The 15,576-nt window shown below is 73.6% G+C and carries 13 protein-coding genes; 3 read left to right on the forward strand and 10 right to left on the reverse strand.

Annotated features, from left to right (window positions below; all coding sequences use genetic code 11):
* Nucleotides 1-46 precede the first annotated feature (46 nt).
* A complete protein-coding gene (locus tag GA0070213_RS05685) occupies nucleotides 47-1,804 on the reverse strand; it encodes a thiamine pyrophosphate-binding protein (protein WP_091058375.1) in 1,758 nt (585 codons plus the stop codon).
* On the reverse strand, nucleotides 1,797-2,921 hold the full coding sequence (locus GA0070213_RS05690; protein WP_091058379.1) for a baeRF2 domain-containing protein: 1,125 nt from the start codon (nucleotides 2,919-2,921) through the stop codon (nucleotides 1,797-1,799). The genes GA0070213_RS05685 and GA0070213_RS05690 overlap by 8 nt, the downstream gene beginning before the upstream one ends.
* Before the next feature lie 152 nt (nucleotides 2,922-3,073).
* Between GA0070213_RS05690 and GA0070213_RS05695 the strand changes: the two genes are divergently transcribed.
* Nucleotides 3,074-3,622 (forward strand): hypothetical protein, encoded by a 549-nt coding sequence (locus tag GA0070213_RS05695; protein WP_175441224.1) that lies wholly within the window; start codon nucleotides 3,074-3,076, stop codon nucleotides 3,620-3,622.
* A 46-nt stretch (nucleotides 3,623-3,668) separates the two neighbouring features.
* Here the strand turns inward: GA0070213_RS05695 and GA0070213_RS05700 are convergent, their stop codons facing one another.
* Nucleotides 3,669-4,016, reverse strand: a complete 348-nt coding sequence (locus GA0070213_RS05700) for a DUF3817 domain-containing protein (protein ID WP_091058382.1) — start codon at nucleotides 4,014-4,016, stop codon at nucleotides 3,669-3,671.
* Nucleotides 4,017-4,238: 222 nt separating this feature from the next.
* Here GA0070213_RS05700 and GA0070213_RS05705 point away from each other — a divergent pair, with 222 nt between their 5' ends.
* Complete coding sequence (locus tag GA0070213_RS05705) at nucleotides 4,239-5,717, forward strand: glutamate-cysteine ligase family protein (RefSeq protein WP_091058623.1); 1,479 nt, start codon at nucleotides 4,239-4,241, stop codon at nucleotides 5,715-5,717.
* Between the two features lie 49 nt (nucleotides 5,718-5,766).
* On the opposite strand, the gene GA0070213_RS05710 is transcribed toward GA0070213_RS05705, so the two are convergent.
* Nucleotides 5,767-6,666 carry a hypothetical protein gene (locus tag GA0070213_RS05710; RefSeq protein WP_091058385.1) on the reverse strand — a complete coding sequence of 300 codons (900 nt, stop codon included), beginning with the start codon at nucleotides 6,664-6,666 and terminating at the stop codon, nucleotides 5,767-5,769.
* A 254-nt stretch (nucleotides 6,667-6,920) separates the two neighbouring features.
* Between GA0070213_RS05710 and GA0070213_RS05715 the strand changes: the two genes are divergently transcribed.
* Nucleotides 6,921-7,379: a hypothetical protein gene (locus GA0070213_RS05715; RefSeq protein WP_091058388.1), complete on the forward strand. Its 459-nt coding sequence runs from the start codon at nucleotides 6,921-6,923 to the stop codon at nucleotides 7,377-7,379.
* Here GA0070213_RS05715 and GA0070213_RS05720 read toward each other — a convergent pair.
* From GA0070213_RS05720 to glgX, 6 genes are all read right to left on the reverse strand, one after another.
* Complete coding sequence (locus tag GA0070213_RS05720) at nucleotides 7,360-7,968, reverse strand: DUF6518 family protein (RefSeq protein WP_245716269.1); 609 nt, start codon at nucleotides 7,966-7,968, stop codon at nucleotides 7,360-7,362. The two genes, GA0070213_RS05715 and GA0070213_RS05720, sit on opposite strands and share 20 nt — an antisense overlap.
* Before the next feature lie 57 nt (nucleotides 7,969-8,025).
* Nucleotides 8,026-8,673, reverse strand: a complete 648-nt coding sequence (locus tag GA0070213_RS05725) for a maleylpyruvate isomerase family mycothiol-dependent enzyme (protein ID WP_091058394.1) — start codon at nucleotides 8,671-8,673, stop codon at nucleotides 8,026-8,028.
* Nucleotides 8,674-8,856: 183 nt separating this feature from the next.
* The gene (locus GA0070213_RS05730; protein WP_091058397.1) at nucleotides 8,857-9,078 is read right to left on the reverse strand and encodes a hypothetical protein; all 222 of its coding nucleotides are present in this window, start codon (nucleotides 9,076-9,078) and stop codon (nucleotides 8,857-8,859) included.
* 138 nt (nucleotides 9,079-9,216) lie between these two features.
* Nucleotides 9,217-10,950, reverse strand: a complete 1,734-nt coding sequence (gene treZ, locus GA0070213_RS05735) for a malto-oligosyltrehalose trehalohydrolase (RefSeq protein WP_091058399.1) — start codon at nucleotides 10,948-10,950, stop codon at nucleotides 9,217-9,219.
* The gene (treY, locus tag GA0070213_RS05740; RefSeq protein ID WP_091058400.1) at nucleotides 10,947-13,247 is read right to left on the reverse strand and encodes a malto-oligosyltrehalose synthase; all 2,301 of its coding nucleotides are present in this window, start codon (nucleotides 13,245-13,247) and stop codon (nucleotides 10,947-10,949) included. The genes treZ and treY overlap by 4 nt, the downstream gene beginning before the upstream one ends.
* On the reverse strand, nucleotides 13,247-15,367 hold the full coding sequence (gene glgX, locus GA0070213_RS05745) for a glycogen debranching protein GlgX (RefSeq protein ID WP_091058626.1): 2,121 nt from the start codon (nucleotides 15,365-15,367) through the stop codon (nucleotides 13,247-13,249). The genes treY and glgX overlap by 1 nt, the downstream gene beginning before the upstream one ends.
* Nucleotides 15,368-15,576 lie beyond the last annotated feature (209 nt).

Genomic DNA, 15,576 nt, shown 5'->3' on the forward strand with positions numbered 1-15,576 from the left:
CCCGGGGCCGTCGAACGCCTGTTCGCAGTGCCCCACCCGGATCCGGCTAAACGAGGTCCTCCGCGGCGATGGCCTCGGTCTGGATCACCCGCTCCCGCACCCGCCGCGCCGCGTCGCCCTCGGCCACCAGGCCGCGCAGGTCCGCCAGCGCCGGCTCGGGCACGTCCAGCGGCACGGCCGGGTCCACCACCGCCTCCAGCACGCTGGGGCGGTCCGCCGCGAGCACCTCGTCCCACGCCGCACCGACCAGGTCCGGCCGGTCCACCCGGACCCCGTGCAGGCCGAGCAGCCTCGCCCAACCGGCGTACGGCACGTCGGGCCGCCGGTCGACGGACGCGCCCGGCGGGCGCCCGCCACCCACGCCGGACTGGTCCCGGTTGTTCAGCACCAGCACGACCAGCCGGGGATCCGGCCACTCGGTCCAGTGGTGCGCCACGGTGATCAGCTCGGCCAGGCCGTTGAGCTGCATCGCCCCGTCGCCGAGCAGCGCCAGCACCGGCTGGTCCGGTCGGGCCAGCTTGGCCGCGACCGCGTACGGCAGGGCGCAGCCCATCGAGCCGAGCGTGCCGCAGAGCCGGGCCTGCACGCCGGGCGGCAGGTCCAGGTGCCGGGCGTACCAGTAGACGACCGAGCCCACGTCGACGGCGACCGAGGCCTCCCGGGGCAGCCGCGCGGACAGCTCGCGGAGCACCAGCTGCGGGTTGACCGGCTCGGCCGGGACGGCCGCCCGGTCGGCGGCGTCGGCCCGCCAGCGGTCCACCGCGCTCTCCACCACGCCGCGCCACTGCGGGTTGGGCCGGTCCGGCACCCGGGCCAGCAGCGCCCGCAGCGTGTCGGCGGCGTCGCCGACCAGCGGCACGTCGACCGGGTAGCGGGTGCCGATCCGCCGGCCGTCGATGTCGATCTGGATGGTCCGCACCTGCCCCGGCAGCGGGAACCAGTCGGTCCACGGGTCGTTCGTGCCGATCATCACCAGCGTGTCGCAGCCGCCCATGAGCTGGGCGGCCGCCGTGGTGCCGACCTCGCCGAGCACGCCGGTGTGGAACGGCAGCCGCTCGTCCAGCACCGGCTTGCCGAGCAGCGACGTGGCCACGCCCGCGCCGAGCCGGTCGGCGAGCGCGACGACCTCCTCGGCCGCGCCGTGCGCCCCCTGGCCGACCAGCAGCGCCACCCGCTGCCCGGCGCCGAGCAGCGACGCGGCGGCGTCCAGGTCGGCGTCGTGCGGCAGCACCCGGGCCAGCGGCTCGCCGGGCGTGGCGGTGACCACGCCGGCGGTCTGCGGCAGCAGGTCCGGCACGGCGGTCACCTGCAATGCCCGGGGCAGCACCACGCAGGTCGGGCTGCGGGTCGCCGCCGCGGTGCGGAAGGCCTGGTCCAGCAGCGCCGGCACCTGTTCCGGGCGGCGGCCGTAGCGGACGAACTGGTTGCACACGTCGCCGAAGAGCCGGCTCAGCCCGATCTCCTCGTGCGCCCCGCCGAGCGGGCCGCTGACGTCCTCACCGATGATCGCCACCACCGGCTTGCTGTCCAGCTTGGCGTCGTAGAGGCCGTTGAGCAGGTGCACCGCGCTGGGACCCTGGGTGGCCAGGCACACCCCGATGCCGCCGGTGAACTTGGCGTGGCCGGTGGCCATGTAGGCGGCGGTCTCCTCGTGCCGGGCCGGCACGAACGCCGGGTCGCCGCCGGCGTCGTCGAGCGCGGTCAGCAGCGGGGCGAGCGCCGCGCCGGGGTAGCCGAAGGCCCGCGGCACCCGCCAGGCCCGCAGGCGCTCGACCACCAGGTCGGCGACGGTACGGTCAGCCATCGCCCCGCCCCGGGGTGCCGGCGTCGACGTAGCGCAGCACCGCACCGACCCCGTCGGTCAGCTCCGGCGCCTCCTCCGGCGCGAGCACGGTCAGGTCCGCGTCGGTGCCGATCAGCGCGCGCAGCAGCGCGGCGTCGGCGCGTACCTTCTGCGGGTCGGCCACCGACATGTCCGCCAGCTGCGCCGGGTCGGTGGCGATCTCGGTCGGCTCCGGGCCGACCCACAGCTCGCCGTCGGCGGACGCGTCGTCGACGATCAGCATGGTGTCGACCTGGTTGCGTTGCAGCGCGGCGACCACCGCGTCGAGCCCGGCGCCGACGTCCTCCTGCACGCCGAAGCGGTCCAGCGCGGCGGCGACCCGCCGGTCGGCGACCTCGGCGACGGTCTGCACGGTGAGGTCGTCCATCAGCGTGTCGTCGGCGCCGCCGGTACGCGCGCCGGCGTCCGTGCGGACCAGCACGTCCTGCCAGCGCTCCGGCAGCTGGGCGGCGATCATGCCGGTGGCCCGGATGTCCCCGGCCACCACGACCACGTCGGCGCCGACGCGCTCGGCCAGGTCGGCGGTGGCGGCCGCCGCGTCGCCGGCGTTGTGGTGCCAGGCCTCCACGGCGGCGCGCTGGTAGCGGGACTGCGACCAGCCGCCCGGCTGCACGCGGCGCAGCTGCCGGCTCTGCCGGCCGGTCACGTGGGCCCGCCGGGGCACGCCGCCGGCGCTGACCGCCATCGCGTCCGCGCCGCTCCGGTCGGCCAGCACGCGTACCCAGGCGACCTGCTCGCCGCGTTGGGCGACCAGCGGCATGGTGTGCGGCAACGCGGCCCAGGTGGCCAGGTCGCGCAGCGGCGGCGCGGAGAGGTACTCGGTGAGCACCACCCGACCCCGGCTGGCGAAGACCGCGATGCCGTAGTCGCCGGGCATCGGCTCGTGCCGGCGCACCACCTCCTCCACCGCCTCCACGGTGACCTGGTCGGCGCCCTGGGCCAGCAGGTCGCCCTTGAGCGCCCGCCAGCGCAGGTCGACCTGCGGGCGGGAGTCGTGGGTGTCCCGGGAGGCGTCCAGGTAGACCGAGCACCACGGCCCGGGACGGTCGTAGAGCGGGCGCAGGAAGGACAGCTGCATGCTCGACCCCTTTCCAGCTCGGCCGCACGCATACCCGCACCCCGGCCGATGTCACCTGCACCCACTGCACCCGGACCGGGCCGTGACCGCCGTTCATTCACGTCGTTCAACCCGAAGGATCGATACCATCTGTGCACGCAACGGAACTCTCGGTGGTGAACATGGACACGGACCTGCACACCCGACGCCCGGCACATCCGACCGAACGCGTCGTCACCGGACGCCTGGTCCGGCTGATGGAGGGCTACGCCCGCGAGGTACGCGTGGGCCAGCCGGTGCTGGTCGCGGTGCTGACCGCCGCCGGGGTGATGGGGCTGCTGCTACGGGTGGTCCGCGCGCTGCTCAGCAACGGCGGCGGGGGTGCCAGACGCAGCTTCAAGGACCTGAAGAAGGGGCCCGAGTTCCTGGTCACCCCGGTGCGGGTCCGCGACACCACGGACCGGCTGGTCGAGGTGGAGCTGCACGGCCACCTGCCGCAGAGCGCGCTGCACCCCGGCGACCACGTCCAGCTCACGCTGCGCGCGCAGCGCGACCCCGACCTGCCGCCCCGGATCGAGCGGATCGTCAACCTGACCACCGGGCAGCTGCTCACCCCGCGTACCGCGACGCTCTGGTCCCACCTGGGCCCGGCGCTGCTGCTCCAGGCGCTGCTCGGCGCGTTCCTCGTGCTCGCCGTCGCCGCCTGCTCCGCGCTGACGTGAAAGGCGGGGCCCCTCTTAACGTTTTCGGTAGAGGCGGGGGCCCTTCTTAACCACCGACGCCGGTGAGGGTGCGCTCGGCAGGTGCGGCTGCGGGGGCGTCGAGAAGGCCGCGCCGGCGCGCCCACCGCTCGAACAGCACGGTGGCGAACGGGGGGACGGCGCTGGCCAGCGCCAGCCCGGTCCGCACCAGGGACCAGCGGCGGCGCCGGGCCACCACGAGGACCAGCAGCCCGTACGCCACGAAGAGCGCGCCGTGGATCGGGCCGAACACCTGCACGCCGATCTCGTTGCGCGGCGGTCCGTACTTGACCGCCATGCCGGCCAGCAGCGCCGCCCACGAGCACGCCTCGGCGATCGCCGCCACCACGAACGCCCGGATCCACCCGTCGCGCATCGCCACTCCCCCTCCGAACCGGCGGCCATCGTAGCCGCCCCAGCTGTGACCAGGTGTTAAAAGGGGCCCCCGCCTATGCAGAAGGCGTTAAGCGGGGGCCCCTCCTTACCCGCACAGCGGGTGAGGGAGGGCGTTTTTGGGTACAGGAAAGGTCCTTCGGGCCTTTCCTGACCGGCCGCTCCGTGCCAGGTTGGGAGAACCAACGGTGACAAGGCGGTGACCATGGGCGAGGACGTCGGCGCGCGCACCTTCAGCCGGGAGGATCGGGCCCGCTACCGGGAGAAGGTCCGGCGGTGCCTGGACGTCTTCGCGGAGATGCTGCGCGAGTCCCGGTTCGACGTGGAGCGGCCGATGACCGGGCTGGAGATCGAGCTGAACCTGGTCGACGACGCCTTCGACCCGGCCATGCGCAACGCGGACGCGCTGGAGGCGATCGCCGACGAGGATTTCCAGACCGAGCTGGGCCGGTTCAACGTGGAGATCAACGTGGCGCCGCGCCGGCTCGCCGGCACCGGCACCGCCCAGTTCGAGGAGCACGTGCGAGCCAGCCTGAACGCGGCCGAGCAGAAGGCTCGCACGGTCGGCGCGCACATGGTGATGATCGGTGTGCTGCCGACGTTGCGCCCGGAGCACCTGACCGCCGAGACGCTCTCCACCAACCCGCGTTACGCGCTGCTCAACGAGCAGATCCTCGCCGCCCGGGGCGAGGATCTGCCGATCTCGATCAGCGGGGTGGAGCGGCTGGCCACCACCGCCGACAGCATCACGCCGGAGGCGGCCTGCACCAGCACCCAGTTCCACCTCCAGGTCAGCCCGGCGCAGTTCGCCGACTACTGGAACGCGGCCCAGGCGGTCGCCGGCATCCAGGTGGCGCTCGGCGCGAACTCGCCGCTGTTCTTCGGCCGGGAGCTGTGGCGGGAGACCCGCGTGCCGCTGTTCCAGCAGGCCACCGACACCCGGGCGGAGGAGATCAAGGCCCAGGGGGTACGCCCGCGGGTGTGGTTCGGGGAACGCTGGATCACCTCGGTGTTCGACCTGTTCGAGGAGAACGTGCGCTACTTCCCGGCACTGCTGCCGGTCTGCGACCCGGAGGACCCGGCGGCGACGCTGGCCAGCGGCGGCGTGCCGAAGCTGGCCGAGCTGCGACTGCACAACGGCACCATCTACCGCTGGAACCGGCCGGTCTACGACGTGCTGCGCGGGCGGCCGCACCTGCGGGTGGAGAACCGGGTGCTGCCGGCCGGCCCGACCGTGCTGGACACTGTCGCCAACGGCGCGTTCTACTTCGGCCTGGTCCGGGCGCTGGCCGAGTCGGACCGTCCGCTGTGGTCGCAGATGTCGTTCAGCGCCGCGGAGGAGAACTTCAACGCGTGTTCCCGGCACGGTATCGACGCCCAGGTGTTCTGGCCCGGGCTCGGTTACCTGCCGGTGACCGAGTTGGTGCTGCGCCGACTGCTGCCGATGGCCCACCACGGGCTGGACCGGTGGGGGCTGGACCCGGCCGAGCGGGACCGGCTGCTGGGCATCATCGAGCAGCGCTGCCTGACCGGCCGCAACGGCGCGACGTGGCAGGTGGAGACGCTGCACCGGCTGGAGTCCGCCGACCACCTGGACCGGCCGGCCGCGCTGCGCGAGGTGGTCCGCCACTACGTCGACCTCATGCACAGCAACCGCCCCGTCCACGAGTGGCCGATCCCCTGAACGGGTTCGGGGCCGTCCCCCGTCACCCGGGGGACGGCCCTGGTGCGGTCTACGCGGTCGCGCAGATCGCGTACGACGTCAGGTTCCAGTTGCCGGCGAAGGCGTCCTCCTCGTAGGCGCCCGAGGTGATCGAGGTGGGCGCGGTGACGGTGCTGCCGTTGGGCCGGAAGTCGTCCACGACCGCCTCTCCGGTGGCGCCGTTGAGCGCGTAGCCGGCCCCGGTGAGCACCTTGCCCGCCGGGCAGGGCGCGACGGCGCTGCGGAAGTCGCTGGAGCTGGTCGCGCTGGTCACGGTGGCCCGGACCAGCCCGGGGACCGGGTTGGCGCAGATCGCGTACCCGGTGAGGCTCCAGTTGCCGGCGAACGGGTCGGCCTCGTACGCGTCCACGGTGAGCGCGGTGGGTGCGGTGGCTGGTCCGCCGTTGGGCCGCAGGTCGTCCACCACCGCCTCACCGGTCGCGCCGTTGAGTTCGTATCCGGTGCCGGTGAGCACCTTGCCGGCCGGGCAGGACAGGATGGCGCTGCGGAAGTCGTTCGAGTTGCTCGCGCTGGTCACGGTGGCCCGGACCAGCCCGGGGACCGGGTTGGCGCAGATCGCGTACGCGGTGAGGCTCCAGTTGCCGGCGAACGGGTCGGCCTCGTACGCCCCGACCGTGACCGCGGTGGGGGCGGTGGCCACGCCGCCGTTGGGCCGCAGGTCGTCCACGATCGCCTCACCGGCGGCGCCGGTGAGTTCGTAGCCGGTGCCGGTGAGCACCTTGCCGGCCGGGCAGGTCGCGGTGACGGTCCGGAAGTCGTTCGAGTTGGTGGCGCTGACCGCGGAGATCCGCACCAGACCGGGGACGGCGGCGGAGGCCGGCATGGCGGGGGCGACCGCCACGACCGCGGTGGCGCCGCAGAGGGCGAGGGCGACCGTGGCACGGCGCCACGGTCCGTGGTGCTCTGACATGGGTTTGCTCCTTGTGCACGCCCGGCCGGGCGCACAGACGCCGGGCCGGTGACTTTCGGTATGGGCCACATACGTTAAGTAACCACGCGACCAGGCGTTACCCAAGATCTGACCACGCTGGGTAATCGACAGTTACCTTCCGTGGCCGAGGCAACCGGCCTACCATCGCCCGTCCCGCGCCCGGGTGACCTGCTGCGGCGCACTAGCATCGATCTCGCACGGCCGGGGCGTGGCCCGGCCGGAACGGGGGGCCGATGGGCACGGCGGAACGGCCACCGCCCGGCCGGTGGGCCGACGCACCGCGGTGGGTCCGGGCCGTCGTGGTCGCTGCCGCCTGCGTCTTCGCGTACGGGGGCGTCGTGCACCTGGGCGACCTGCTCGGTGTCCGGCCGGGTGGCCCTGGCCCGTCCACACCCGCCTGGCTGTTGCTCTCCTTCACCTCGCTGACGGTCCTCGATCCGGTCGCGGCGGCGCTGCTGGCGCTGCGCCGGATCGAGGGCCTGACGCTGGGCTGCGTGGTGCTCGCCAGCGACGCGGTCGCCAACGGGTACGCCAACTACGCGCTGGACACGACGCCGGGGATCACGCCGGGCCGCATCGGACAGGCCGTCATCACGCTGCTCGCGGTCGGTCTGGTCGCGGTGGCGCCGACGGTCGCGCCCTGGCTGCGCCGCCCCGCGCACCCGGACGCCGTCAGCCGGCGACAGCGGTGAACGTGAACGTGCCGAGGACGGCCAGCGGGAGCGCCACGACCGCGGCGAGCAGTCGCACCCGCAGGGTGCGGCCGACCAGTTCCAGCAGCAGCGCGGCGAGCCCGAGGTCGATGACCACGTTCCACCACGCGCCCGGGTAGCCGGCCCGGGCCCTGCCGACGAAGCGCAGCGCCTCCTCGACGAACACGGCCGCGGGCAGCGCGACCGCCACCACTCGCCGCCACCCGGACGTACGCGCCCAGACGCCGGCCGCGCCGAACACCACGCCCGCGAGCACACCGGACGCCATCCAGAGCAACGACGTGGGCGCGGTGATCACGGCCAGGTCGTCGCCCTGGAGCAGCGCCGCCGCCAGGTAGTAGCTGGGCACGGCGACGACCAGCAGGACCACGCCCGCCACCGCCGCCCGCCACACGCCCGTCCGGACCCACAAGCCGAGCGCGAACGCGGCGACCGCCCAGGTGGCGGTGGAGTTGCCGAGTTCGGCGAGCGGGTAGGGCACCCACTTGATCCAGACGAAGTCGAGGAAGCCGAGCAGGAAGCCGGCGACGGGGGTGACGAGCGCCAGCATGCGGCGTGCGGGTGGCATGGCGGCGAGCATACTCGGTATGCATCTCGCGTGGCCGGCCGGCCCCTGCCGGTGCGGTCAGGCCGGCGCGCAGCGCTCCCGCAGCGTGGGCACGCCGGGCCCGGTCAGGTCGTCGCAGAAGGACGCGCGCCCCGCCATCGCCATGGTCAGGGCAAGCGTGGTGCCGCTGACCAGCGGGCCGCCCCCGACGGCGAACGGCCCGTCGGTCGCCGCCGCCCGCAGTCCCGCCACAGCGGTGCGCCCGGACACCGTGAAGTCCCGCGCCGCGAAGAAGCGGGCGACCGGCGTGACGGCCTCGACCGCCGGCGTCCGGTCGAGGCCGAGCGGCCGCCGGATGTCCTGGGCGTGCACGACCACCTCGCCGAGCCACGCCTCGGTCGGGCCGAACGTCGACGTGGTGCTGCGCACGATCCGGCGGAACCGGGCCAGGGTCTCCCCCGGGTCGGCGCCCCGGTGCTCGGCCAGGCGGCGGTCGTTGTGCAGGTCGAAGTCGAACCGGGCGCCCAGCACGCTGGCCAGCCAGCGGACCCGGCCGAGGCTGGCCGCCGCGGTCAGGTGCGCGACCACCTCCTCCACCGTCCACCTGCCGCACAACGAACGCCGCGCCCACTGCGCCGCGTCGAGCCCGGCCAGGTCGTCGGCGAGAGCGGCCCGCTCGGCGTGCGCGAGCGCCCACAGGTCTGCGCGGGAAAGCGTGTCGGACACGGAAGCCTCCAAGGGGTCGAGCTGTCCCCGTGAGGACCGCGCTCCGGCCCCGGACTCATCGGCGCGGCGGTCAGCGGGTCGGCTGACGGGCCACCGACTTCACGATCGAGCCACCGACCGCATGACGACGATCGCCCCGCGACCGGAGTGGTGGCGGGGCGATCGTCGTGCGATCCGGCCCATCTACGTGAGCGATGCCTTGACGGCGTCGACGGTGCGGATCATCTGCTCGTACCGCTCGAAACCCGCGTCGACGGCGGCGAGGTCCACGCCGCAGTCGCGTTGCCGCTGCCGCAGCAGATCCTCGTCCAGGTCGATCGGGAACGCCACCGGGTCGAGACCGGTGGCCCAGGGCACCTCGTCCTCCTCGATCCGGAGCCAGCCGCCCTCGTCGAGGACCAGCACCCCCTCGCCGACGCCTCGGGTCCACTGGTCGAACAGCGGGGCGAGGCTGACGGCGAGACGGGGCGGCGCTCAGTTCACCGGTCGCACCGGCGCGTGATCGACGTCAGGAACCCGTCGTGGCGCGGTCGGAGCCTCGGGTCAGAGCGAGACGATCGCCGCGCTCTCCGCCGGCAGTTGGAGGCCGTCGCGCATCACCGAGACCCCCTCGGCGGTGGCCAGCAGCACCCGGCGCACCACCCCGGGCAGGTTGACCCGCTGCGGCCGGTCGGCCAGGTTGGCCACCACCAGCGTGTCGCCGCGCCGCACCACCAGGAACTGGTCGCCGTGGCGCACCTCGACCCGGTGCAGGCGCGGGTCGGACAGGTCGGGGCGCGACCTGCGCAGCGCGATCAGCCGGCGGTGGAACTCGTACATCTCGCGGTGTTCGGGTTTGTCCAGCTCCGCCCAGTCGAGCCGGGACCGCAGGAAGGTCTGCGGGTCCTGCGGGTCGGGCACGTCGTCGGTGGCCCAGCCGTGCGCGGCGAACTCGCGCCGCCGGCCGGTGGCGACCGCGACGGCCAACTCCGGCTCCGGGTGGCTGGTGAAGAACTGCCACGGCGTGGTCGCGGCCCACTCCTCCCCCATGAACAGCATCGGGGTGAACGGCGCGGTCATCAGCAGCGTGGCGCCGACCCGCAGCATCCAGGCCGACAGCGTGGCGGAGATCCGGTCGCCGGTGGCCCGGTTGCCGATCTGGTCGTGGTTCTGCAGGTAGGCGACGAACCGGTGGCCGGGGGTGCGCTGCCGGTCGACCGGTCGACCGTGGCTGCGGTTACGGAAGCTGGACCAGGTGCCGGCGTGGAAGAACGCGCCGGTGAGCACGTCGGTGAGGCACTCCAGCGAGCCGAAGTCGCCGTAGTAGCCCTGCCGCTCGCCGGTGAGCAGCGTGTGCAGCGCGTGGTGGGCGTCGTCGTTCCACTGCGCGTGCAGGCCGTAGCCGCCGGCCTCCCGGGCGGTGATCAGCGTCGGGTCGTTCAGGTCGGACTCGGCGATCAGCGACAGCGGCCGGCCCAGCGCCGTCGACAGCGACTCCACCTCGACGGCCACCTCCTCCAGCCAGTGGGTGGCCCGGCCGTCCGGCATCGCGTGCACCGCGTCCAGCCGCAGCCCGTCGACGTGGTAGTCGCGCAGCCACATGAGCACGCTGTCGACGATGTAGCGGCGGACGCCGTCGGAGTGCGGGCCGTCGAGGTTGACCGTGCGGCCCCAGGTGTTGCTCTGCTCGGTCAGGTAGGGCGCGAACCGCGGCGCGTAGGCCCCGGAGGGCCCGAAATGGTTGTAGACGACGTCGAGGATCACCCCCAGGCCCCTGGCGTGGGCGGCGTCCACGAACCGTTTCAGCCCGTCCGGCCCGCCGTAGGGCTCGTGCGGGGCGTACCAGCAGACCCCGTCGTAGCCCCAGTTGTGTTCGCCGTTGAACGCGTTGACCGGCAGCAGCTCGACCAGGTCGACGCCCAGGTCGACCAGGTGGTCGAGCCTGGCGATCGCCGCGTCGAACGTGCCCTGCGGGGTGAACGTGCCGACGTGCAGCTCGTAGAGGACGCTGCCGGGCAGTTGCCGCCCGGTCCAGGCGGTGTCCGTCCAGGCGAACGCCGCGTGGTCGTACACCCGGCTGGGGCCGTGCACGCCGGCCGGCTGCCAGGCCGAGCGGGGGTCGGGCAGTGCCTGCTCGTCGTCGTCGAGCAGGAACGCGTAGTCGGTGCCCGGCCCGGCGTCGGGCGCCTCCACCCGCCACCAGCCGTCCCGGCCGGGACGCAGTTCGTGGTCGGCCGCGCCGGGCAGGCGCAGCCGCACCCGGGCGGCCTCGGGCGCCCACACCGTGAACTCGGTCATGCGGCGGCCTCCACAGGGTCGGTGGGTGCGAGGAGGGCGACGGGATAGGTGCTCAGCAGATCATCCAGGAGCAGCTCGGCACCACTGTAGACCCGACCGGTGAACAGGTCGGTCATCCGATGAACGGGAAGTGACAGGGTCGTGTCCCGCCAGCCACCCTCGCGGGCCAGCCGCAGCGGCAACCGGGTCGCCACCGCGACCGCGCCGCCCCGGTCGAAGGCCACCGCGTGCGCGCCGGCCGGGCCGTGCGCCGGCGCCGGCCGGTAGCCGTCGAACAGCTCCGGGTGGTCGCGGCGCAGCCGCAGCGTGCGGGAGACCACGAGCAGCTTGGCCGCGCCGTCCGCGGCCACCGCCGGCTGCCAGCCGGCATCGAGGCGGGCCAGCACGTCCCGGCGTACGGCGAAGTCGACCGGGCGGCGGTTGTCCGGGTCGACGAGCGAGTTCTCCCACAGCTCGGTGCCCTGGTAGGTGTCCGGCACCCCGGGCATGGCGAGCTGGACCAGCTTCTGCCCGAGCGCGTTGGACCAGCCGGCCGGGGTGATCTCGTCGGCGAACGCGGTGATCTGGGCGTGCAGCTCCGGGTCGTCGTACATCCGGTCGACCAGGGCGTGCAGCTCGTGCTCGAAGCCCGGGTGGGGGTCGGCCCAGCTGGTGCTCACCGAGGCCTCCCGGGCGGCCTTCTCGGCGTACCCGTGCAGCCGGTCCCGCTCGACCGGCCAGGCCCCGACGGCGGTCTGCCAGAGCAGGTGCGCCAGCGCGGGGTCGGCCAGCGGCACGCGGGACATCCAGTCGGTGACCCGCTCGGCCCAGCGCCCGGGCAGCTCGCTGAGCACCGCGAGCCGGGCCCGGACGTCCTCGCCGCGTTTGGTGTCGTGGGTGGAGAGCGCGGTCATGCTCGCCGGCCAGCGCACGTGCCGGGCGGTGGCGAAGCGGTGCAGCTCGGCCGGCGGCACGCCGAAGTGGGCCGGGCTGCCGCCCACCTCGTTGAGCGCGACGAACCGGCTCCACCGGTAGTAGGCGGTGTCCTCGACGCCCTTGGCCATCACCGCGCCGGTCAACTGCGGGAACCGGGCGGCCAGCTCGTGGCCGGGGTCGCGCAGGCGGGCGGTGACCTGGTCGAGCACGCCGGTCAGGTCGGGGCGCCGCCGGCCGGCCTCGCTGCGCGCGGCGGCCAGGTGCCGGGCCCCCTCCGGCGGGTAGCCGCGGTAGACCGGGAAGCACGCGGCCAGCTCCGCGAGGGCGGCGCGGACCTGCTCGCCGGGCAGTTCGGGCACGAGCGCGGCGAGGCGGGTCAGCTCGGCGGCGAGCAGCCGGGTGGCGGCTTCCAGCTTGGTGGCGTGGGTCAGGTCCTCCCAGGAGGTGTGCCGCCCGGTCACCCGGCCGTCGAGCGCGGTGAAGTCCGCCTCGGCGTCCGGGTCGACGAAGAGCCCGCACACCGCGGCGAGGGCGTCGTAGCCGGTGGTGCCGTCGACCGGCCAGTCCGGCAGGTCCTCGCCGTACTCCAGGATCTTCTCCACCACCAGCCAGCGCTCGGGGGCGGCGGCGCGCAACCGGGCCAGGTAGCCGGCCGGGTCGCGCAGCCCGTCCGGGTGGTCCACCCGGATGCCGTCGACGTCCCCGGCGTCGACCCAGCGCAGGATCTCCGCGTGGGTGGCGTCGAAGACGCCCGGGTCCTCCACCCGCAGCCCGGCCAGGTCGGAGACGGCGAAGAACCGACGGTACGTCAGCTCGGTGTCGCCGCGCCGCCAGTTCACCAGCTCGTAGTGCTGCCGGTCGTGCACCTGCCGCGGCGTCCCGTCGCCGGTGCCGTCGGCGACCGGGAAGCGGTGCTCGTGGTAGCGCAGCTCGCCGTCGACCAGCTTGAGGTCGTCGAGCGCGTCGGGAGCGTCGGCGAGCACCGGCAGCAGCAGCCGGCCGCGGTCCCAGTCGATGTCGAACCAGCCCGCGTACGCCGAGTCGCGCCCCCGGCGCAGCACGTCCCACCAGGCCGGGTTGGCCGCCGGCCGGGCCACCCCGGCGTGGTTGGGCACGATGTCCACGACCAGGCCCAGCCCGGCCGCGCGCAGCGCCCGGACGAGTCGCTGCCGGCCGGCCTCGCCGCCCAGCTCCGGGTTGACCGCGCGGTGGTCGACCACGTCGTAGCCGTGCGGTGAGCCGGGGGTGGCGGTGAGCAGCGGCGCGGTGTAGAGGTGGGTGACGCCGAGCGCGGCGAGGTAGTCGGTCAGGTCGGCGGTGGCGTCCAGGTCGAAGCCGGGCCGCACCTGCACGCGGTAGGTCGAGCGAGGGGTGTCGGGCATCAGGGCGTCCTCTCCAGGACCAGCAGCGAGCGGTCCGGCACGCAGACCGTGCCACCCGCCTCCACCACTGTCGTCTTCTCCGGATCCGGTTCCGCGGTGCTGATCACCAGCTCCCACTGCGGGCCGAACTCCTCGCCGGGCAGCGCGAAGTCCAGCGGTGCGTCGTGCGCGTTGAACAGCAGCAGGAAGGAGCTGTCCCGGTGGCGCTGGCCGTACTGGCCGCGCTCCGGGATGCCGTCGCCGTTGACGAACAGGGCCACCGAGCGGCCGAAGTCGTTGCCCCAGTCCTCGCCGGTCATCTCCCGGCCGTCCGGGGTGTACCAGGCCAGGTCGGGCAGGCCGGAGCCGGCGGCCCGACCGCCGACCGGCAGCCCGGTGAAGAACCGCCGGCGGCGGAACACCTGGTGCCGGTTGCGGAAGTCGGTGAGCCGCCGCACGAAGGCGAGCAGCTCGTCGTCGGCGCTTTCCCAGTCCACCCAGGCCAGCTCGCTGTCCTGGCAGTAGGCGTTGTTGTTGCCGCGCTGGGTGCGGCCCAGCTCGTCGCCGTGCCCGAGCATCGGCACACCCTGGGACAGGATCAGCGTGGCCAGGAAGTTGCGCCGCTGCCGGGCCCGCATCGCCCGCACGCCCGCGTCGTCGGTGTCGCCCTCGACGCCGCAGTTCCAGGAGCGGTTGTGGCTCTCCCCGTCCCGGTTCTCCTCGCCGTTGGCCTCGTTGTGCTTGTCGTTGTAGGAGACCAGGTCGGCGAGCGTGAAGCCGTCGTGGCAGGTGACGAAGTTGATGCTGTGGAACGGGCGACGGCCGTCGTCCTGGTAGAGGTCGGCGGAGCCGGAGATGCGGGACGCGAACTCGGCGAGCGTGGCGGGCTCGCCGCGCCAGAAGTCGCGGACGGTGTCGCGGTATTTCCCGTTCCACTCGGTCCACTGGGGCGGGAAGTTGCCCACCTGGTAGCCGCCGGGGCCGATGTCCCACGGCTCGGCGATCAGCTTGACCCGGCCGACCACCGGGTCCTGCTGCACCACCTCGAAGAACGTGGAGAGGCGGTCCACCTCGTAGAACTCCCGGGCGAGCGTGGCGGCCAGGTCGAAACGGAAGCCGTCGACGTGCATCTCGGTGACCCAGTAGCGCAGCGAATCCATGATCAGTTGCAGCGAGTGCGGGCTGCGCACGTTGAGGCTGTTGCCGGTGCCGGTGTAGTCGACGAAGTAACGCCGATCCTCCTCCGACAACCGGTAGTAGCTCGGCGTGTCGATGCCCTTGAAGCTCAACGACGGGCCGAGGTGGTTGCCCTCGGCGGTGTGGTTGTAGACCACGTCGAGGATGACCTCGATGCCGGCGGCGTGCAGCGCCTTGACCATGCCCCGGAACTCCTGCACCTGCTGGCCGAGGCGGCCCAGCGCCGAGTAGCCGTGGTGCGGGGCGAAGAAGCCGATCGTGTTGTAGCCCCAGTAGTTGCGCAGGCCCAGGTCGACCAGGCGGTGGTCGTGCACGAACTCGTGCACCGGCATCAACTCGACAGCCGTCACCCCGAGCCGCTGGAAGTGCTCGATCATCACCGGCGAGGCGATCCCCGCGTACGTGCCGCGCAGCTCCTCCGGGATGTCCGGGTGCCGCATGGTCAGGCCGCGCACGTGCGCCTCGTAGATCACCGAGTGGTGGTAGGGCGTGCGCGGGGGCTTGTCGTTGCCCCAGTCGAAGTACGGGTTCACCACCACCGACTTCGGCATGTGCGGTGCCGAGTCGGCGGTGTTCATCCGGTCCGGGTCGCCGCCCACCTCGTAGTCGTAGACCGCCGGGTCCCAGGAGACCTCGCCGTCGACCGCCTTCGCGTACGGGTCGAGCAGCAGCTTGTGCGGGTTGCAGCGCACCCCGTTGGCGGGGTCCCACGGCCCGTGCACCCGGAAGCCGTAGCGCTGGCCCGGCTCGACACCGGGGATGTAGGCGTGCCAGACGTACGCGTCGACCTCGCGCAGCTCCACCCGGCGCTCGGTGCCGATGTCCCACTCGTCGAAGAGGCAGAGCTCGACCTTCTCCGCCACCTCGGAGAAGATCGCGAAGTTGGTGCCCATCCCGTCGTAGGTGGCGCCGAGGGGGTAGCTGTCGCCCGGCCAGACCTGCATGTCGCTCCTTCGGCCCATGATCATGAGCGCACCGGACGGGCGGCCGGCGCGCACGCGGTTCATGCCCCGCCGTACCGGCCACCAATCCACTCGTTCGGACGGTAACCCGAAAGCACGGGTGTCGTCCGTCACGATCGTCCTTTTCAGGGTGCGCCGGAGCGCCGGATGCACTTTCCTGGAGCGCGGACGCGCGCCCGCGCGGGTCCGCC

Origin of the sequence: Micromonospora humi (assembly GCF_900090105.1) — a bacterium.
Lineage (GTDB): Bacteria > Actinomycetota > Actinomycetes > Mycobacteriales > Micromonosporaceae > Micromonospora > Micromonospora humi.

What these genes read in the sequence shown, in the direction of transcription:
- GA0070213_RS05720 (WP_245716269.1), bottom strand. Translation starts at nt 7,968, where the DNA reads ATGCCACCCGCACGCCGCATGCTGGCGCTCGTCACCCCCGTCGCCGGC.
- GA0070213_RS05690 (WP_091058379.1), bottom strand. Translation starts at nt 2,921, where the DNA reads ATGCAGCTGTCCTTCCTGCGCCCGCTCTACGACCGTCCCGGGCCGTGG.
- GA0070213_RS05685 (WP_091058375.1), bottom strand. Translation starts at nt 1,804, where the DNA reads ATGGCTGACCGTACCGTCGCCGACCTGGTGGTCGAGCGCCTGCGGGCC.
- glgX (WP_091058626.1), bottom strand. Translation starts at nt 15,367, where the DNA reads ATGCAGGTCTGGCCGGGCGACAGCTACCCCCTCGGCGCCACCTACGAC.
- GA0070213_RS05710 (WP_091058385.1), bottom strand. Translation starts at nt 6,666, where the DNA reads ATGTCAGAGCACCACGGACCGTGGCGCCGTGCCACGGTCGCCCTCGCC.
- GA0070213_RS05700 (WP_091058382.1), bottom strand. Translation starts at nt 4,016, where the DNA reads ATGCGCGACGGGTGGATCCGGGCGTTCGTGGTGGCGGCGATCGCCGAG.
- treY (WP_091058400.1), bottom strand. Translation starts at nt 13,247, where the DNA reads ATGCCCGACACCCCTCGCTCGACCTACCGCGTGCAGGTGCGGCCCGGC.
- GA0070213_RS05715 (WP_091058388.1), top strand. Translation starts at nt 6,921, where the DNA reads ATGGGCACGGCGGAACGGCCACCGCCCGGCCGGTGGGCCGACGCACCG.
- treZ (WP_091058399.1), bottom strand. Translation starts at nt 10,950, where the DNA reads ATGACCGAGTTCACGGTGTGGGCGCCCGAGGCCGCCCGGGTGCGGCTG.
- GA0070213_RS05705 (WP_091058623.1), top strand. Translation starts at nt 4,239, where the DNA reads ATGGGCGAGGACGTCGGCGCGCGCACCTTCAGCCGGGAGGATCGGGCC.